Raw genomic sequence first — 15,909 nt, 5'->3', positions numbered from 1 at the left:
GCTCACTCCGCCCAATGCACTGTCAGACCGCTCATCACAGCCCGGATGGGGGCCTCGCGCGGGTCAAGAGATTGCGCAGCCTCCAAAGCGGCGCGCTTTTCGCTACCAAAGATCACCAGATGCTTGGCCATCGCGCCCGCAAGTGCGGGGCCGGAAAAGGAAATGCGCGGCTCCTGCCCGTCAACGGACACGGGCACCACGAGGGGCGCATCATCCGCCAGCATCGCCTCAAGACCGACCGCCCCCGGAAACAGCGAGGCTGTGTGCATGTCCGCCCCCATGCCGAGCAACAGCAGTGATATCGGCATCTCGCCCTGCAAGCGCCCCGACAACTCAAGCGCGGCCTCGTCGGGCGTCTTGCCCGGCTGGTGAAACGGCACGAATTGGGCCTCTGCCGCGCGTTCGACAAACAACCGTTCCTTGAGCAATTTGGCGTTCGAGCGGTCGTGATCTTCGGGCACCCATCGCTCGTCGCTCAGCATCACATGCACCCGGTCCCAATCCAGACGCGCCGCACACAGGCTGTCAAAGATCGGCCCCGGCGTTGTCCCCCCCGGCACCACGAAAGAGGCATGGGGATGCACCAGCAAACAGTTTTTCAACTCGCTTGCCAGCGTATCAGCCAGGCCCATGGCCAGCATTTCACGGTCGGGATATTCGATCAGTTTCATGGAGACACCTTACGCCAGACACGGGTATCGCGGGCCAGCAATTGAACCGCATCGACCGGTCCCTCACTGCCGCTTTCGTAGGTTTTCGGCACATCGCCGCGTGCGTCCCAACCATTGATGATCGGATCGGTCCAGGCCCAGGCGGCTTCGACCTCATCGCCGCGCATGAACAGGGTCTGATTGCCCCGGATCACATCCATGATAAGGCGCTCATAGGCATCGGGCGGATCCTCGGCATCCGCGCCAAGGGCCTGGGCAAAGGACATATCCAGCGGCACATTGATCAGCCGCATCCCGCCTGGCCCGGGCTCCTTGATGGTCACGCCCAACTCTATCCCCTCATTGGGTTGCAGGCGGATCGACAACTCGTTGCGGTGATCCCCCGCCTCTCCAAAGATCGAGTGATTGAGTTCCTTGAACACGATGGTGATCTCGCTGCTGCGCGCCTTGAGCCGTTTGCCGGTGCGCAGATAAAACGGGGTTCCGGCCCACCGCCAGTTCGAAATCCCCAGCTTCATCGCGATATAGCTTTCAGTGCGCGAGCGCGGATCGCCCACCTCTTCGCGATAGCTTTCCGCGCCCTCGGTCGCGTCATATTGGCCACGCACGATGTGGTGCGGCTCAACCGGGTCAAGGGCGCGGATGACTTTCAGTTTCTCGTCGCGCACCGCGTCGGGGTCGAATTTCGACGGCGGCTCCATCGCGATCAGGCACAACAGCTGCATCAGGTGGTTCTGTACCATGTCGCGCATCGCGCCGGACTTGTCGTAATATTCGCCCCGCCCGCCGACACCAACCGTTTCGGCCACGGTGATCTGAATGTGGTCAACGTATTGCGAATTCCAAAGTGGTTCGAACAACATGTTACCAAAGCGCACGGCCATGAGGTTTTGCACCGTCTCCTTGCCCAAATAGTGATCGATCCGGTAAATCTGACCCTCGTCGAAATAGGCGGCCAGATCACGGTTCAGCGCGCGCGCGCTGTCCAGATCGCGGCCAAAGGGTTTTTCGACGACGATGCGGCTGCTGTCATCGGTGAGGCCATGCTGGTTCAGCCGCTCGGCCAGATCGCCAAACAGGCTGGGCGCGACCGAAAAGTAAAAGGCACGCACGACATCCGGGCGCATCAGCTCCGCCATCTCGGACCAGCCCTTTTCGCCGCGCGCGTCGATCGACACAAACGCCATCCGCTCAAGAAATCCGTCTAGCGTGCCGTCTTCGCAGCTGCGCCGTCCGCCAAACTCGCGCACCGCTTCGGCAACAAATGCGCGGTAGCCGTCATTGTCCATGTCACCGCGTGCCGCGCCGATCACGCGCGAATTTTCAGGCATCTGCCCTGCACAATAGCGGCGGAACAGCCCCGGCAGGATTTTGCGACGCGCCAGGTCGCCCGTGCCTCCAAAGATAACCAGATCAAAAGCTTCGACCGGAATGACGCGCGACACCATGGCAAGTGCTCCTTGATATGTTTGCGCAAACATAAACAGTTTCAAACGGATACTCAACGCAGGAAAGGGTCCGCGGCGGCGGCTTATGCCACTGCTTATCACAAAGGCGTCAAACCGGGATAGATGCTCTTTCTATCAAAGACTTGCGGTTCTAGGTCTAGTCACGGCACAAGTCCGCTGCACGGCTATAACAAACGGAAATACCTTCGATGAAAGACCTCGCAAATCTGGGCAAGTTTCAGGACCCCGATGTCACCGCCAAAGGCGAGGCCCGGGCGCGTGTCGCCCTCTCCAACCCCGAGACGCTGTGGTTCAACACCGGCACGCTGTGCAACATCGCCTGCACGAACTGCTATATCGAAAGCTCGCCCACCAACGATGCGCTGGTCTATATCACCGCCAACGAGGTGTCGGACTACCTTGACCAGCTTGAGGCGCGCGACTGGAACGTGCGCGAGATCGCCTTTACCGGGGGCGAGCCGTTCATGAATCCCGAATTTCTGGACATGGTCGGGCGCAGCCTGGTGCGCGGCTATGACGTCCTGATCTTGACCAACGCCATGGCCCCGATGATGCGCCCCAAGGTCAAGGACGGCTTGGTCGAACTGGTCGAGACCTATGGGGACAAGCTGACTTTCCGGATCAGCGTCGATCACTACGCCCCCCACATTCACGACGCCGAACGCGGCGTGGGCACGTTCGAAAAGACGCTGGCGGGCATCAACTGGCTGTCCTCGATCGGGGCGCGCCTCGCCGTGGCGGGGCGCATCGAGATGGCAGAAAGCGAGGATGAGGCGCGCGATGGCTACGCTTCCCTTTATGCCACGCATGGCTGGGACATTGACGCGTTCAACCCCGGTGCGACCGTCCTGTTTCCCGAGATGGACGCGCGGGTCGAAGTCCCCGAAATCACGACACAATGCTGGTCGATCCTGAACAAGCACCCCGAGGCAGTGATGTGCTCGTCCTCCCGCATGGTGGTGAAGCGTAAAGGCGCGGAGGCACCTGCGGTTCTAGCCTGCACCCTGCTGCCTTATGATCCGCAATTCGAGCTCGGCGCGACACTGGCAGAGGCCGAGGGCGACGTACCGCTCAACCATCCCCATTGCGCCAAATTCTGCGTGCTTGGCGGGGCGTCCTGTTCGGCCTGATCGCGGCCCGTTTCTACACGCAACTCCCACACTGGCGTGCGCCGCGAGGTGCGCCTTTGGCGTACGACGGCTTCGATCCGCCAACAGGCATTGCACCTTATATGCTGTATCTGTTAGGGTGACCCCCAAGATATAGACCCCACATATAAACGGGCTGCCTCACGTGAACGACACGCCACAACCCCCTGAAAACGATGATGAAATGATCCCCGAACGGCCCGAATACGACGGGCCGACGGTTTCAATCGAACACGAGATGCGCACGTCCTATCTGGACTACGCGATGTCCGTCATCGTCAGCCGCGCCATTCCCGACCTGCGCGACGGTCTGAAACCGGTGCATCGCCGCATTCTTTACGCCATGCACGAGACGGGGAACACGCACGACAAATCCTACCGCAAATCCGCCCGACCTGTCGGCGACGTGATGGGGAAATATCATCCCCACGGCGACTCCGCGATCTATGACGCGCTGGTGCGCATGGCGCAGGATTTTTCCATGTCGCTGCCGCTGCTCGATGGCCAGGGCAACTTTGGCTCGATGGACGGCGATAACCCGGCGGCCATGCGCTATACCGAGGTGCGGATGGACAAGCCTGCAGCCTTCGTGCTGGCCGACATCGACAAGGACACCGTTGATTTTCAAGACAATTATGACGGTAAGGATCGCGAACCCACGGTTCTGCCCGCCCGTTTCCCCAACATGCTGGTCAACGGGGCTGGCGGCATCGCCGTAGGCATGGCCACCAACATTCCGCCTCATAACTTGGGCGAAGTGGTCGACGCCTGCCTGGCACTGATCGAAGACCCTGATCTTAGCTCTGAGCAGTTGATCGACTATGTGCCCGGACCCGACTTCCCCACCGGTGGGATCATGTTGGGCCGCTCCGGCGCACGCAAAGCCTATCTTGAGGGGCGCGGATCGGTCATTGTGCGATCCAAGACCCGCGTTGAAGAGATCAGGAAAGACCGCTACGCCATTGTTATTGATGAGATTCCCTATCAGGTGAACAAGGCCACCATGATCGAGCGGATCGCCGAAGCGGCCCGCGACAAGAAAATCGAAGGCATCGCCCACGTCCAGGATGAATCCGACCGCAACGGTGTGCGTGTCGTGGTCGAGCTGAAGCGCGACGCCACCGCCGAGGTGGTGTTGAACCAACTGTTCCGCTTCACCCCCATGCAAGTCTATTTCGGCTGCAACATGCTGGCCCTGAATGGGGGACGCCCCGAACAACTAACGCTGCGCCGTTTTCTCACTAGTTTCATAGGCTTCCGCGAGGAAGTTGTTGCCCGCCGCACCGCGTTTGAGTTGCGCAAAGCGCGCGAGCGCAGCCACATCCTGTGCGGGCTGGCCGTCGCCGTCACCAATATCGACGAGGTGGTGGCCACCATCCGTCAATCCGCAGATGCTGCCGAGGCGCGCAGCCGTCTGATGGAACGCCGTTGGCCTGCGGAATCGATCCTGCCCTATATCGCGCTGATCGACGATCCGACCCACACCGCGAACGAGGACGGCACCTATAACCTGTCCGAAACGCAAGCCCGCGCGATCCTTGAACTGCGCCTGCAACGCCTTACTCAGATCGGGGTCAAGGAAGTCACCGACGAACTTGAAGAATTGGCCGGTAAGATCAAGGAATACTTGGAGATTCTGGGATCACGCGAACGCATCATGGGCATCATCGCCGCCGAGTTGACCGAAACGCGTGAGCTGTTCGCCGTCCCCCGCCGCACCGAGATCGTGGACTGGTCCGGCGACATGGAAGACGAGGACCTGATCGAGCGCGAGGATATGGTCGTGACCGTCACCTCGGGCGGCTACATCAAGCGCACGCCGCTGGCCGATTTCCGCAGCCAGAAACGCGGCGGCAAGGGTGTGTCCGGCATGCAGACCAAGGAAGAGGACGTGATCACCACCCTCTTTGTCGCCAACACGCACACCCAATTGCTGTTCTTTACCACCGACGGCATGGTCTACAAACTCAAGACCTGGCGTTTGCCGCAAGGCGGTCGCACCTCCAAAGGCAAGGCGATCATCAATATCCTGCCGATCCCCCAAGGGGTCAGCATTGCCGCGATTATGCCGGTGGACCGGGACGAAAAGGAATGGGATGATCTGCAGGTGGTCTTTGCCACCTCGGCTGGAACCGTGCGCCGCAACAAGCTGTCGGATTTCACCAACGTCATGCGCAACGGCAAGATCGCGATGAAATTCGAGGACGAACACGCCGAAACCACCCTGATCAATGCGCGCATTGCCTCCAACGATGACGATGTGATGCTGGTTACGAACTCGGGCCGCGCCATCCGCTTCCCGGCAACGGATGTGCGCGTGTTCAACAGCCGCGCCAGTGTCGGGGTGCGTGGTATCAAGCTGAACGGGGCCGACAAGGTCGTGTCGATGTCGATCATCCGCCACTTTGACGCGACCAGCGATGAGCGCGCTGCATATCTGAAAATGCGCAGGGCCGTCGCAGGGTTGGCGGACGATGTTGATGTGTCGGATGAAGAAGAAACTGACGCCAACGCCACCATCGACCAGACCCGCTATGCCGAAATGTCGGCGGCAGAGAACCTGATCCTGACGATCACGGCCAAGGGCGCGGGCAAGCTGTCCTCCAGTCACGACTACCCGGTGCGCGGCCGCGGCGGGCTTGGCGTCACGGCGATGGACAAGGCCATGCGCGGCGGTGACATCGTCGCCTCGTTCCCGGTCGAGATGGACGACCAAATCATGCTTGCCACCTCCAAAGGCCAGTCGATCCGGGTGCCCGTCGAGGGCATCAGCTTCCGCTCGCGCAGCGCAGGCGGCGTCAAGGTGTTTGACACCGGCAAGAACGAGGAAGTCGTGAGCGTCGCCTGGATCGCGGATCAGGGGGATGAGGAGGACGGGGCCGAGGGCTGATCACTTCCAGCCGATAATAGCCTCTGACGCGGGCACCGGAACGTACATCAAATCCACCAGGTCCGCACTCACTATCCCTTTGCACTGAGGCGTCGCGCGTGCTTCGTTCAGTATCGCGGCCACTCTGTCCTCATCATAGGACGGACCGGTCGGGCACAAGTGTTGCACCCGGTCGTCTTTCGGGCAAATGGCCTGACGCAGTAGATAGGCACGCAAGGTCGGGCACAGCACTTCGGTTGCATAGTTGATCTCGCCGATCTGATCCCACGTCTCTTGCAGGTCTTCGTGATCGCGGAAGGCGTAGAATTCGGCCTGTCCTTCCTTGTGCCCCAAGTAAATATCCAACGCGATGCTGGGCTTGTCGGCGTAAGCGATCGCGTTCTCAAAGGCGGCATCGACCTCGAAGAGATATCGATTGTCGTCCGCATAGCTCATCTGGATGGCATAGTCCCCCCAGGTTGCACCCGACAGTGGGGTCAGGATCAGACGGCGGCCCATAAATTCCAACAGTTGCAGTTGCCTGCCGAGTTCCCGCGCGCGCTCTTCTGCAAGGTTGAGGATCTCCGGTTTCTTGTCCACAACGCGCACACCGACATTCGGGTCATGCACGACCTCGAAATCGGGCTGAAAGGCGACGCCTTGGACGATATGCATCAGCTTGGCGTTGTAGGGATCCTCCTCCAGAAACGCCTCGGCCTTGGTCAGATGCGCCTTCTTGAACCGCCGCGTGATCGCGTGGCGGCTGTGCACGTGGCTGATCTTTTGCGAAAACCGTCCGGCGATGTCGAACATCTGCATGAACTGGTACACGTCGCCCTCAAATGTCAGCAACGTCTCTTCGAGCCAGTCCACTTGTGCGGTCGTCAGCCGCGCCACCGGATAGGCGTTCACCAAGGCATGGGCCCGCGCGATGACCAGTGTCAGATCGTCTGGGTCGTAACCGGGCCTGACCGCGTAATCGACCCCGTATGCTGTACCGTAATGAGCCTGAGTATAGATCTCGCATTTGGCGGTCGCATCGGGTTTGACCATCGGCCCGTAGGTCAGACACAGCGCCGAGAGGACTTGGTCTCCGCGCCGTCCGAGCAATGGCATGGCCCGCTGCAACGATCCCCAATTCGGATCGCGCATCATCACGTCATGCAGTTCCTGCGCCGGATTTCCGATGCGCGCATCATGGGCAAACATGCGCAGCACAGCATCTGACACCGGGATCAGGGTCGGTTTGAGCGCCAGTGCCCGCAGGGCGTGATCGACGGCGGCATTGCGCATCGTGGTCAGCCGGTCCACCTCGCGATGTTCGAGCCATTGGATCTGATAGGCCTCGTGCCAGATGCTCCAGGCCCGCGCGATCTGTGCATTCGCGTTGTCGGGGGCATCTTCGACCCATTTGCGCACAAAACGCGCGGTCTGCGGGTGCGTGCGTGACAGGTTGATAAACAGATCGCGGATGCCATCGGCGCTCAGCGTGCCCTGGCCGACGGCCTCGTGCGCCTCGTTCAGAAACGCATCCACGCCGACCCGATCATTGTCGCGCACCAGCGCGATCAGCGTGTTGTGGTCAAACTCTCCCGCCACCGCAGGCGTGACCGCCATCACCAGCCCCAAAATCATCGCGCGCAGCATATCCTGCCCCTTTCACAACCTCAGATTGATGCAGGGGTACGCGGTGAATATGTGAGTGATAGGGCCAAACCGTGCCGAAACCGTCGCGATCAGAGCCCGTAGATATCAGCGAACTTCGCCTCGAGATAGGCCAGCAATGGCGCGGGCCCCGGGGTCATACCGCTGGCCCTTTCGATGACCTCGCGCGGGGCATAAAGTCCGCCGTGGGTCTGCAGATTGTCCCTTAGCCAGCCTGTCGCCGCCGAGGTGTCCCCCTGCCCCAACTGCGCGTCCAGATCGGGCAACGCCCCCCGCATCGCCTCGTTCAGACAGCCCGCATAGACATTGCCGAGCGAGTAGGTCGGGAAATACCCGAACAGCCCCACGGACCAGTGCACATCCTGCAGGACCCCGTTCGAGGGCTTGTCGACGGCATATCCGAAATCCGCCTTGAACCGGTCGTTCCAAGCCGCCTCCAGATCGCCGACCTGCAAATCACCCGTCATCAGCGCGCGTTCCAGATCAAAGCGCAGCAGCACGTGTAGATTGTACTGCACCTCGTCCGCCTCGGTGCGGATATAGCCGTCGCTCACCCGGTTGACCGTGGCATAGAACGCATCCTCGCCCTCAATCCCGAAATCGCCGAACGCATCGCGCATCTGGCCATAGAGCCACCCTGTGAAGGCCCGCCCGCGTCCGATCTGGTTTTCGTAGATGCGGCTTTGGCTTTCGTGCACGCCCATCGACACGCCCGATCCAAGCGGGGTCAGCAGGTAGTCGGGGCTGATGTTCTGTTCGTAGCAGGCGTGCCCGACCTCGTGGATGGTGGAATAGAAGCAGTTGAACGGATCGGTCGGATTGGTGCGCGTGGTGATGCGCACATCAAGGCCGGAGCCGGAGGAGAACGGATGCACCGCCTTATCGATCCGCCCGTGGTTTGTGTCATAGCCAAAGGTCTGCGCCAGCAGCGCGCTCAGCTTGAGCTGTGCGGCTTCGTCGAATGTGCCCGACACGCCTTTCGGCGCGGGTTGATCGAGGATCGCGGCCCGCAAGGCGGTCAGGCCGGGGCGCAGCGCCCCGAACATCGCATCTAGATCGGCCGCCGTCGTGCCGGGTTCATAGTCAGCGAGCATCGCGTCATAGATGTCGCCCCCTGCCGCCAGCGCAGCCCCCTCCTGCCGCTTGAGGTCCACGACCTCGGCCAGGACAGGCAAGAAGGCGGCAACGTCATCGGCGGCCCGCGCCTCGGCCCATTTGCCTTGAGCGGTGGACGTCACCCGCGCCAGCGTCGCGGCAAGATCGGCGGGCACCTTCATTGCGCGCTCATAGCTGCGTTTGATTTCGCGCACATTGGCCGCGCCGACCGGATCGAGCGTCGCGCTGTCGATCGCCCCCAGCCAGTCCCCCACCCGCGGATCGGTGCGGCGGGCGTGCAACACACCCTCCATCGCTGCCATCTCTTCGGCGCGTTGGGGTGCCGCTCCGCGCGGCATGATCGTTTCCTGATCCCAGCCCAAGCGCCCCGCCACTTGGGACAAGGCTTGGGTGTCATGGCTGAACGCCATCAGATCGTCATAGGCGGTCATCTCAGACACTCCCTCGGATGGATGTGGATATGGGATAGGCGGCCAGGAAGCGCGCGCGCAGGATCAGCGCCCACAGGATCACGGCAAGGAACTGGTGCACAATCGCGATCTGCCATGGTGCGCCATAAAGGACGGTCACAATGCCCACTGCAATCTGCACCGCCATCGCGGCCATCACCGCGTTGAAGGCAAATCGCGTACGCCCATGGGCCGATTTGCGCCCGCGCTGCCAGACAACGACGGCAAAGGCAAACAGCAGATAGCCCGACACCCGGTGTACGAATTGCACAAGACCGGGGCTTTCAAACAAGTTGCGCCACCAGGGCTCGAACACAAAGGCGGTCGCGGGAAAGACCTGCCCGCCCATCAGTGGCCAGTCGGTATAGGTGCGACCCGCGTCGATCCCCGCCACCAGCGCCCCGATCAGAATTTGCAGGAAGGCAAAGTGCATCAGCCCCGTGGACATGCCGAACAGCCTGGTCTCGCGGGCCCGACGCGCCTGCATCAGGTCCCGCTCGCTCCGGCCCATGTGATAGATATACCAGGCGATGAAGCCGAGGATGACAAAGGCGAGGCCCAGATGTGTGGTAAGCCGATAGCTCGCCACGTCCACCACGCTTTCGCCCGAGGTCACGCCGCTCGACACCATCCACCACCCAATCGCGCCTTGCAGACCCCCAAGCAGCCCAAGTCCCAAGAGCGGCCATGTCCAGCCCACAGGGATTTGGCGGCGCAGCAGGAACCATAGGAACCCGAGCGCCCAGACCACACCGATCACCCGGCCCAACTGGCGATGGCCCCACTCCCACCAGTAGATAACCTTGAAATCCGACAGCTCCATCCACGCGTTTTGCAGGCGGAACTCGTCAATGGCTTGGTATTTGGCAAACTCACTGGCCCAGTCGGCGGCATTGAGCGGCGGGATCGCTCCGGTGAAGGGGCGCCATTCGGTGATCGACAGCCCGCTGTCGGTCAAACGGGTCAGCCCGCCCACGGCGATCATCGCGACCACCAGCGTGAACAACATCCACAGCCACACCCGGATCGCACCGCGCGCCCCGCCCCGGCCTGCATCGATGGCGCCAGCCTGTGCGACCGGCTTTTCGGCGCTGTCTACCTCTTCGAAAATGCTGCGCTTCTTCGCCATCTCTGCCTCGTCGTCCGCGTCGCCGGGCAACCTAGGCCCGCGCGCCGGATAGGTCCAGCGTCACCGCCGCGTCGCCCACCGGACCATCTGACGCAGCATGCCGTGCAGGGTCTGCACATCCGCGCGGGTCAGCGGCATCCGGCTCCACATATTGCGCAGGTTCAGGCGCATGGACTCGGCCTTGTGCTCGGGAAAGAAGAATCCCGCCTCGTCCAGCCGCTCCTCGAAATGGCGCGACAGGTGATGCACCTCGTCCTGGCTGGCCCATTGGCCACCTGCGAGTTCAGTGGTTTGCGCGGTGACCTCGCCCGACACCCGCATCCACTCATAGCCCACAAGCAGTACGCATTGGGCAAGGTTGAGCGAGGGAAACTCGGGGTTCACCGGCACCGAAATCAGTGCATTGGCCTGCGCGATGTCCTCATTCTCAAGGCCTGCGCGTTCGGGGCCGAACATGACCGCCACATGACCTCCGGCAGCGATCCGGGCGGTGGCATCCTTCATCGCCGCCTCCGGACTGAACACATCCTTGGTCAAATCACGCTGGCGCGCGGTGGTGGCATATACATAGGTGCAATCGGCCAGCGCCCCGGCCAGATCGGCGTGCACGGTCGCGCCGTCCAGCACGCGGCCCGCCCCGCTGGCCAGCGCAACAGCCGCCTGATTGGGCCAGCCATCGCGCGGATCGACAAGGCGCATCCGGTCCACGCCAAAGTTCAGCATCGCACGCGCGGCCATGCCGATATTCTCGCCCATCTGGGGCCGTGTCAGAACAAATGTCGGTGTCATGAGCGGCGTCTACCCGATCCTATCCGCAAAGGCCAATCCCTTCATTGTTCTGAAAAATATGCCCGCCGGAGGCATAAAAGTTGTCTTTCCGCCCCAACATCCGCTAGAGCCACGACCAACACAAAGGATGCGCCATGACCGAGACAGAGCAGCCCCCCGAACAGCCCCAACTCTATCTGCTGAGCCCGCATGTGATCGAGCTGTCGCGCTTTCCCGATCAATTGGGACGCGTGCTGGATGCCCACGCCGTCGCCTGTATCCGGCTGACCCTCGCCACCCGCGATGAAGACACCATCGCGCGCGCCGCCGATGCCTGCCGTGAGGTGGCCCATGCGCGGGACGTGGCGATTGTGCTGACAGACCACGTCTCGCTGGCCGAACGGTTGGGGCTCGACGGCGTACACCTCATGGATGCGGCCAAATCGGTACGCGACGCGCGCAAGACACTTGGGCCGGACGCCATCGTGGGCAGCAATTGCGGCACCTCGCGCCATGCGGGCATGTCAGCAGGCGAAGCCGGTGCGGACTACATATCGTTCGGGCCCATTAGCGGCATCGCGGATGAGGCCACAGCCCCCGATGATCTGTTCCAATGGTGGTCCGAAATGATCGAAGTGCCTTGTGTTGCCGAAGGGGGGCTGACGGCACACAGCATCGCCCGCCTGGCCCCCATGACAGACTTTTTCGGAATCGGAGAGGAAATCTGGGCCGCAGACGATCCCGCAGCGGCCCTGACCACCCTAACGGCGGCGTTAAAGTAGCGTCCGCTCGACCACCCAATAGATCGCGATAACCGCAATGATCAGCGACCCTGTCACCGACCAGGCGCGGAACATGACGGGGTACTCCGCCACCAGCTCCTGCACCCCTTCGAACTTGGCGCGCGCGGCGGCCTGACAGCCAAGCCACAGCGCAATCGCGGCCATCGCGATGACCGTCAGCTGCCCCAACTCGACACCGACGTTGAAGCCGATCAGGGCCGGGATGAACTGCGCCTCGGGCAGCCCGAACTCCCCCAACACGGATGCAAAACCCAACCCGTGCAACAGCCCAAAGCCGAACACGATCAGCGTGCGCCATTTGTTCAACCCACGGGCAAAGATGTTCTCAATCGCGACATAGACAATCGAGGCCGCAATCAACGGCTCGACAATGCTGCCGGGCACGTTCACCAGACCCAACGCGCCAAGGGCCAAGGTAACGGTATGAGCCAGCGTGAAGGCACTGACCTGCCACAAGAGCGGGCCCAACTGCGTGGAGAGAAAGAACAGCCCCAAAACAAATAGAATGTGATCCAGGCCCTTGGGCAGGATGTGATCAAAACCGACGGGGACGTAATCTGCGAAGGTGGCCCAGCCACCGGCCACATCGCCCCCTGCAACGGTAATCGGCCCGGAGGTATCACCGCCCAGAATGATCCCCGTGTAAGGCTCGCTCACCCCCTGCTGGCGCAGAACCAGATCGCCCGCGCCGTCCGGCCATGCGATCTCGACACTGGCGGCGGCATCAACAACACCTGTCAATTTCAGTTCCGATATGCGTGGCAATTCGAGGTCCGGCACCACAGGCACGGCAGCACCCTGCAAAGAGAGCGGCACAGGCGCGCCATCCACACGCACCAAAGGCAGTGCGTTCCATGTGGCCACCAGATCGTCCAGACGCGTGGCCAACTCTTCCGTGCTCAGCGCCCGCAAGTCATCATAGGCAGATGGGTTGTCGGCATTGTCGGTATCCTCGATCTCATCCAGATCAATGCCCGACAGTTGCGCCTCGACGTTTACGCGCATCTCGATGCTAACCGCACCATCCGCGACTGTGATATCCGCAATCGTGGGCACGACCTCGTGGGCCAGTGCAGCGCCTGCCGAAAGCACAAGCCAGATGCTTGACATCGCCGCCCAATGCCGCAGCTTGTGCAGTCGAATGAAAGAGGTGTTTTCCATGACTCTGCCCCGTTTTATCCTCGCGCTTTGGTGCGCGATTTGCGCGAGCGTTGCAACCGCTCATGAGTTCTGGATTGAACCGCAAGCCTATCAAGTCTCGTCAGCGGGAAAAATTGTGGCAGACCTCAAAAACGGGCAGGAGTTTGTCGGCACGTCCCTGTCCTATTTTCCGCGCAACTTTACCCGCTTTGACGTGGTCGTAGGCGATACCGTTCGCCCGGTCGAGGGGCGCATGGGCGACCGCCCTGCCCTCGATGTGCCCGCTCCGCTCGATGGCCTTGCGGTGGTGGTACATGAAACAACGCCGTCCTTTGTCACCTATAAAGAGTGGGCCAAGTTCCAGAAATTCGCGGATCATAAGGACTTCGCCAACATCAAGGCGCGTCACGCCGAAAACGGCTTTCCCGAACCGCCGTTCAAGGAACGCTACACCCGCCACGCCAAGGCGTTGGTCGGCGTTGGCGAGGCGCTTGGTATGGACCGCGCGCTTGGCCTCAAGACCGAGTTTGTGGCGATCACGAACCCCTATGCGGACGACTTTGACGGCGCCATGCAGGTGCAGGTTCTCTATCAGGGCGACCCGCGCGCTGACGCACAGGTCGAGGTGTTTGCCCGCGCCCCGGATGAGACGGTCGCCATCACCCTGCACCGCACGGATGAAGCCGGCATTGCCCGCATCCCCGTCAGCCCCGGATATGACTATCTGTTCGATGCGGTGGTGATCGCGCCGATCTCTGACAGCGAAGAAGCCGTGTGGGACACGTTCTGGGCCGCGCTGACCTTTGGGGTTCCTGCCCCCTAAGCCTTGCACCTTGGCCCCCGCCCCGTCACAACAAGGCCCATGAACGCCAGTCCTGACATCTTGTGTATTGGATCGGTCCTGTGGGACGTGATCGGGCGGTCGTCGCGCGCGATGCGGCAGGGGTCCGACGTGCCGGGGCATATCACGCGCCTGCCCGGTGGGGTGGCCCTGAACATCGCGATGACGCTGGCCCGCTTTGGTTTGACCCCCGCCTTGTTGACCGCCATCGGGCGCGATGCCGAAGGGGACGAACTGATCGCCGCCTGTGCCGCGCGCGGGCTGATCACCGATACCGTCTACCGCTCCGAAGATCTGCCAACCGACCGCTATATGGCCGTCGAAGGCGCGAATGGGCTGATTGCCGCCATTGCCGATGCGCATTCGCTGGAAACCGCCGGTGCCAAGATCCTGCGCCCGCTCACAGATGGCACGCTGGCAACCACCGATGATCCCTACCCCGGCCTCGTCGCGCTTGACGGCAACCTCACGCTCGAGCTGCTGCGAGAGATTGCGACCAGCCCGGTTCTGGCGCAGGCCGACTTGCGCGTCGCCCCCGCCTCGCCCGGCAAGGCAGAGCGCCTGGCCCCGTTTCTGAACGAAAGCCGCGGGACGCTCTATGTGAACCTCGAAGAGGCCGGATTGCTGTGCCAGCGCGCCTTTGACAGCGCCCCGGATGCAGCCCATGGGCTGATCGAGCGTGGCGCGGACCGTGTGCTTGTCACCGATGGGGGCGATATGGCCGCCGAAGGGACTAAGGATGGGCTGATCACCCACACCCCGCCTCAGGTGCTTGTTACGCGTGTCACGGGTGCGGGTGACACATTCATGGCGGCCCACATCGCCGCCGAAGGGCGCGGCGCGGACCGTGAAACGGCCCTGTCGGATGCCCTGACCGCCGCCGCAATCTATGTTTCAGGAAAGACCCCCGGATGAGCCAGTTTGCCCCCTCCCCATCTGTCGCTGCGGCCCTCGAGGCCGGCACGCCCGTTGTGGCGCTCGAAAGCACGATCATCACCCACGGTATGCCCTATCCGCAAAACCTTGAGGTCGCGCGACAGGTCGAGGCAGATATCCGCGCCGCAGGGGCCGAGCCTGCCACGATGGCGGTGATTGAGGGCACGCTGCATGTGGGGCTGACCGATGACCAGCTTGAGGCGTTGGCGCAAGCGCGCAATGTCGCCAAGCTCAGCCGGGCCGACATGGCCGCCTGCATGGCAAGCGGTGGCACTGGCGCGACGACTGTGGCCGCCACCATGATCGCCGCACATCTGGCAGGCATCAAAGTCTTTGCGACCGGCGGCATCGGCGGCGTGCATAAGGGGGCCGAGGGGTCGTTCGACATTTCCGCCGATCTGATGGAACTGGCCCAAACGCCGGTGACGGTGGTGGCCGCAGGGGCCAAAGCGATCCTCGACATCCCCAAAACGCTTGAGGTGCTGGAAACGCAAGGCGTGCCCGTCATTGCCTATGGGCAGGACCACATGCCCGCCTTCTGGTCGCGCAGCGCGGGGATAATGGCACCGCTGCGCATGGATGATCCGGCCACAATCGCGGCGGCCCATGTGCAACGCGCGGCCCTTGGCATTCCGGGCGGACAGCTCGTTGCCAACCCCATTCCGGCTGAGGCCGAAATCGCGCGCGATGTGCTAGCCCCCATCATCGCCACTGCGACCAAGGACGCCCAGACCCACGGGATCACCGGCAAGGGCGTCACCCCCTACCTGCTGCAACGCATCTTCGAGCTGACCGAGGGGGCCTCGCTAACGGCCAACATCGCGCTGGTGCGCAACAACGCCCGGCTGGCCGCCGCAATCGCCACCCATTTGAGCGATCAGGCCCCGTCCGCCTGACGCCCATGC

13 protein-coding genes are annotated in these 15,909 nt (G+C 62.3%); 6 read left to right on the top strand and 7 right to left on the bottom strand.

All coding sequences use genetic code 11. The annotated features are described in order from the left end of the window. Positions 1-2: 2 nt before the first annotated feature. Entirely contained in the window at positions 3-671 is a 669-nt protein-coding gene (pgl, locus tag Q0908_RS01740) for a 6-phosphogluconolactonase (RefSeq protein WP_299280711.1), read from the bottom strand. After that, positions 668-2,119, bottom strand: coding sequence for a glucose-6-phosphate dehydrogenase (gene zwf, locus Q0908_RS01735; protein ID WP_299280710.1), 1,452 nt, complete (start codon positions 2,117-2,119; stop codon positions 668-670). Before zwf ends, pgl begins: the two co-directional genes overlap by 4 nt. A 209-nt stretch (positions 2,120-2,328) precedes the next feature. Between zwf and Q0908_RS01730 the strand changes: the two genes are divergently transcribed. Beyond that, complete coding sequence (locus tag Q0908_RS01730) at positions 2,329-3,270, top strand: radical SAM protein (RefSeq protein ID WP_299280709.1); 942 nt, start codon at positions 2,329-2,331, stop codon at positions 3,268-3,270. A 202-nt stretch (positions 3,271-3,472) separates the two neighbouring features. Continuing rightward, a complete protein-coding gene (gene gyrA / locus Q0908_RS01725; protein WP_299280881.1) occupies positions 3,473-6,178 on the top strand; it encodes a DNA gyrase subunit A in 2,706 nt (901 codons plus the stop codon). On the opposite strand, the gene Q0908_RS01720 is transcribed toward gyrA, so the two are convergent. From Q0908_RS01720 to Q0908_RS01705, 4 genes are all read right to left on the bottom strand, one after another. Beyond that, positions 6,179-7,804, bottom strand: a complete 1,626-nt coding sequence (locus Q0908_RS01720) for a hypothetical protein (protein WP_299280708.1) — start codon at positions 7,802-7,804, stop codon at positions 6,179-6,181. An 89-nt stretch (positions 7,805-7,893) separates the two neighbouring features. Then, positions 7,894-9,369: a carboxypeptidase M32 gene (locus Q0908_RS01715; protein WP_299280707.1), complete on the bottom strand. Its 1,476-nt coding sequence runs from the start codon at positions 9,367-9,369 to the stop codon at positions 7,894-7,896. A gap of 1 nt (position 9,370) precedes the next feature. Further along, complete coding sequence (ctaA, locus tag Q0908_RS01710) at positions 9,371-10,516, bottom strand: heme A synthase (protein ID WP_299280706.1); 1,146 nt, start codon at positions 10,514-10,516, stop codon at positions 9,371-9,373. A gap of 60 nt (positions 10,517-10,576) precedes the next feature. Then, entirely contained in the window at positions 10,577-11,305 is a 729-nt protein-coding gene (locus Q0908_RS01705; protein ID WP_299280705.1) for an RNA methyltransferase, read from the bottom strand. 134 nt (positions 11,306-11,439) lie between these two features. On the opposite strand from Q0908_RS01705, the gene Q0908_RS01700 reads away from it, so the two are divergent. Then, positions 11,440-12,066, top strand: a complete 627-nt coding sequence (locus Q0908_RS01700) for a thiamine phosphate synthase (protein ID WP_299280704.1) — start codon at positions 11,440-11,442, stop codon at positions 12,064-12,066. Here Q0908_RS01700 and Q0908_RS01695 read toward each other — a convergent pair. Next, the gene (locus Q0908_RS01695) at positions 12,058-13,248 is read right to left on the bottom strand and encodes a HupE/UreJ family protein (protein WP_299280703.1); all 1,191 of its coding nucleotides are present in this window, start codon (positions 13,246-13,248) and stop codon (positions 12,058-12,060) included. The genes Q0908_RS01700 and Q0908_RS01695 overlap by 9 nt on opposite strands. Between Q0908_RS01695 and Q0908_RS01690 the strand changes: the two genes are divergently transcribed. The 3 genes from Q0908_RS01690 to Q0908_RS01680 are packed head-to-tail and all read left to right on the top strand — an operon-like array spanning position 13,247 to position 15,900. Beyond that, positions 13,247-14,050, top strand: a complete 804-nt coding sequence (locus Q0908_RS01690) for a DUF4198 domain-containing protein (RefSeq protein ID WP_299280702.1) — start codon at positions 13,247-13,249, stop codon at positions 14,048-14,050. The genes Q0908_RS01695 and Q0908_RS01690 overlap by 2 nt on opposite strands. Positions 14,051-14,089: 39 nt before the next feature. Then, complete coding sequence (locus Q0908_RS01685; RefSeq protein ID WP_299280701.1) at positions 14,090-14,983, top strand: PfkB family carbohydrate kinase; 894 nt, start codon at positions 14,090-14,092, stop codon at positions 14,981-14,983. After that, positions 14,980-15,900, top strand: coding sequence for a pseudouridine-5'-phosphate glycosidase (locus Q0908_RS01680; RefSeq protein WP_299280700.1), 921 nt, complete (start codon positions 14,980-14,982; stop codon positions 15,898-15,900). Before Q0908_RS01685 ends, Q0908_RS01680 begins: the two co-directional genes overlap by 4 nt. Positions 15,901-15,909 lie beyond the last annotated feature (9 nt).

The sequence above is a fragment of the uncultured Tateyamaria sp. genome (assembly GCF_947494755.1).
Lineage (GTDB): Bacteria > Pseudomonadota > Alphaproteobacteria > Rhodobacterales > Rhodobacteraceae > Tateyamaria.
Note: the sequence above shows the minus strand (reverse complement) of the source record. Positions and strands in the feature narration are given on the sequence as shown.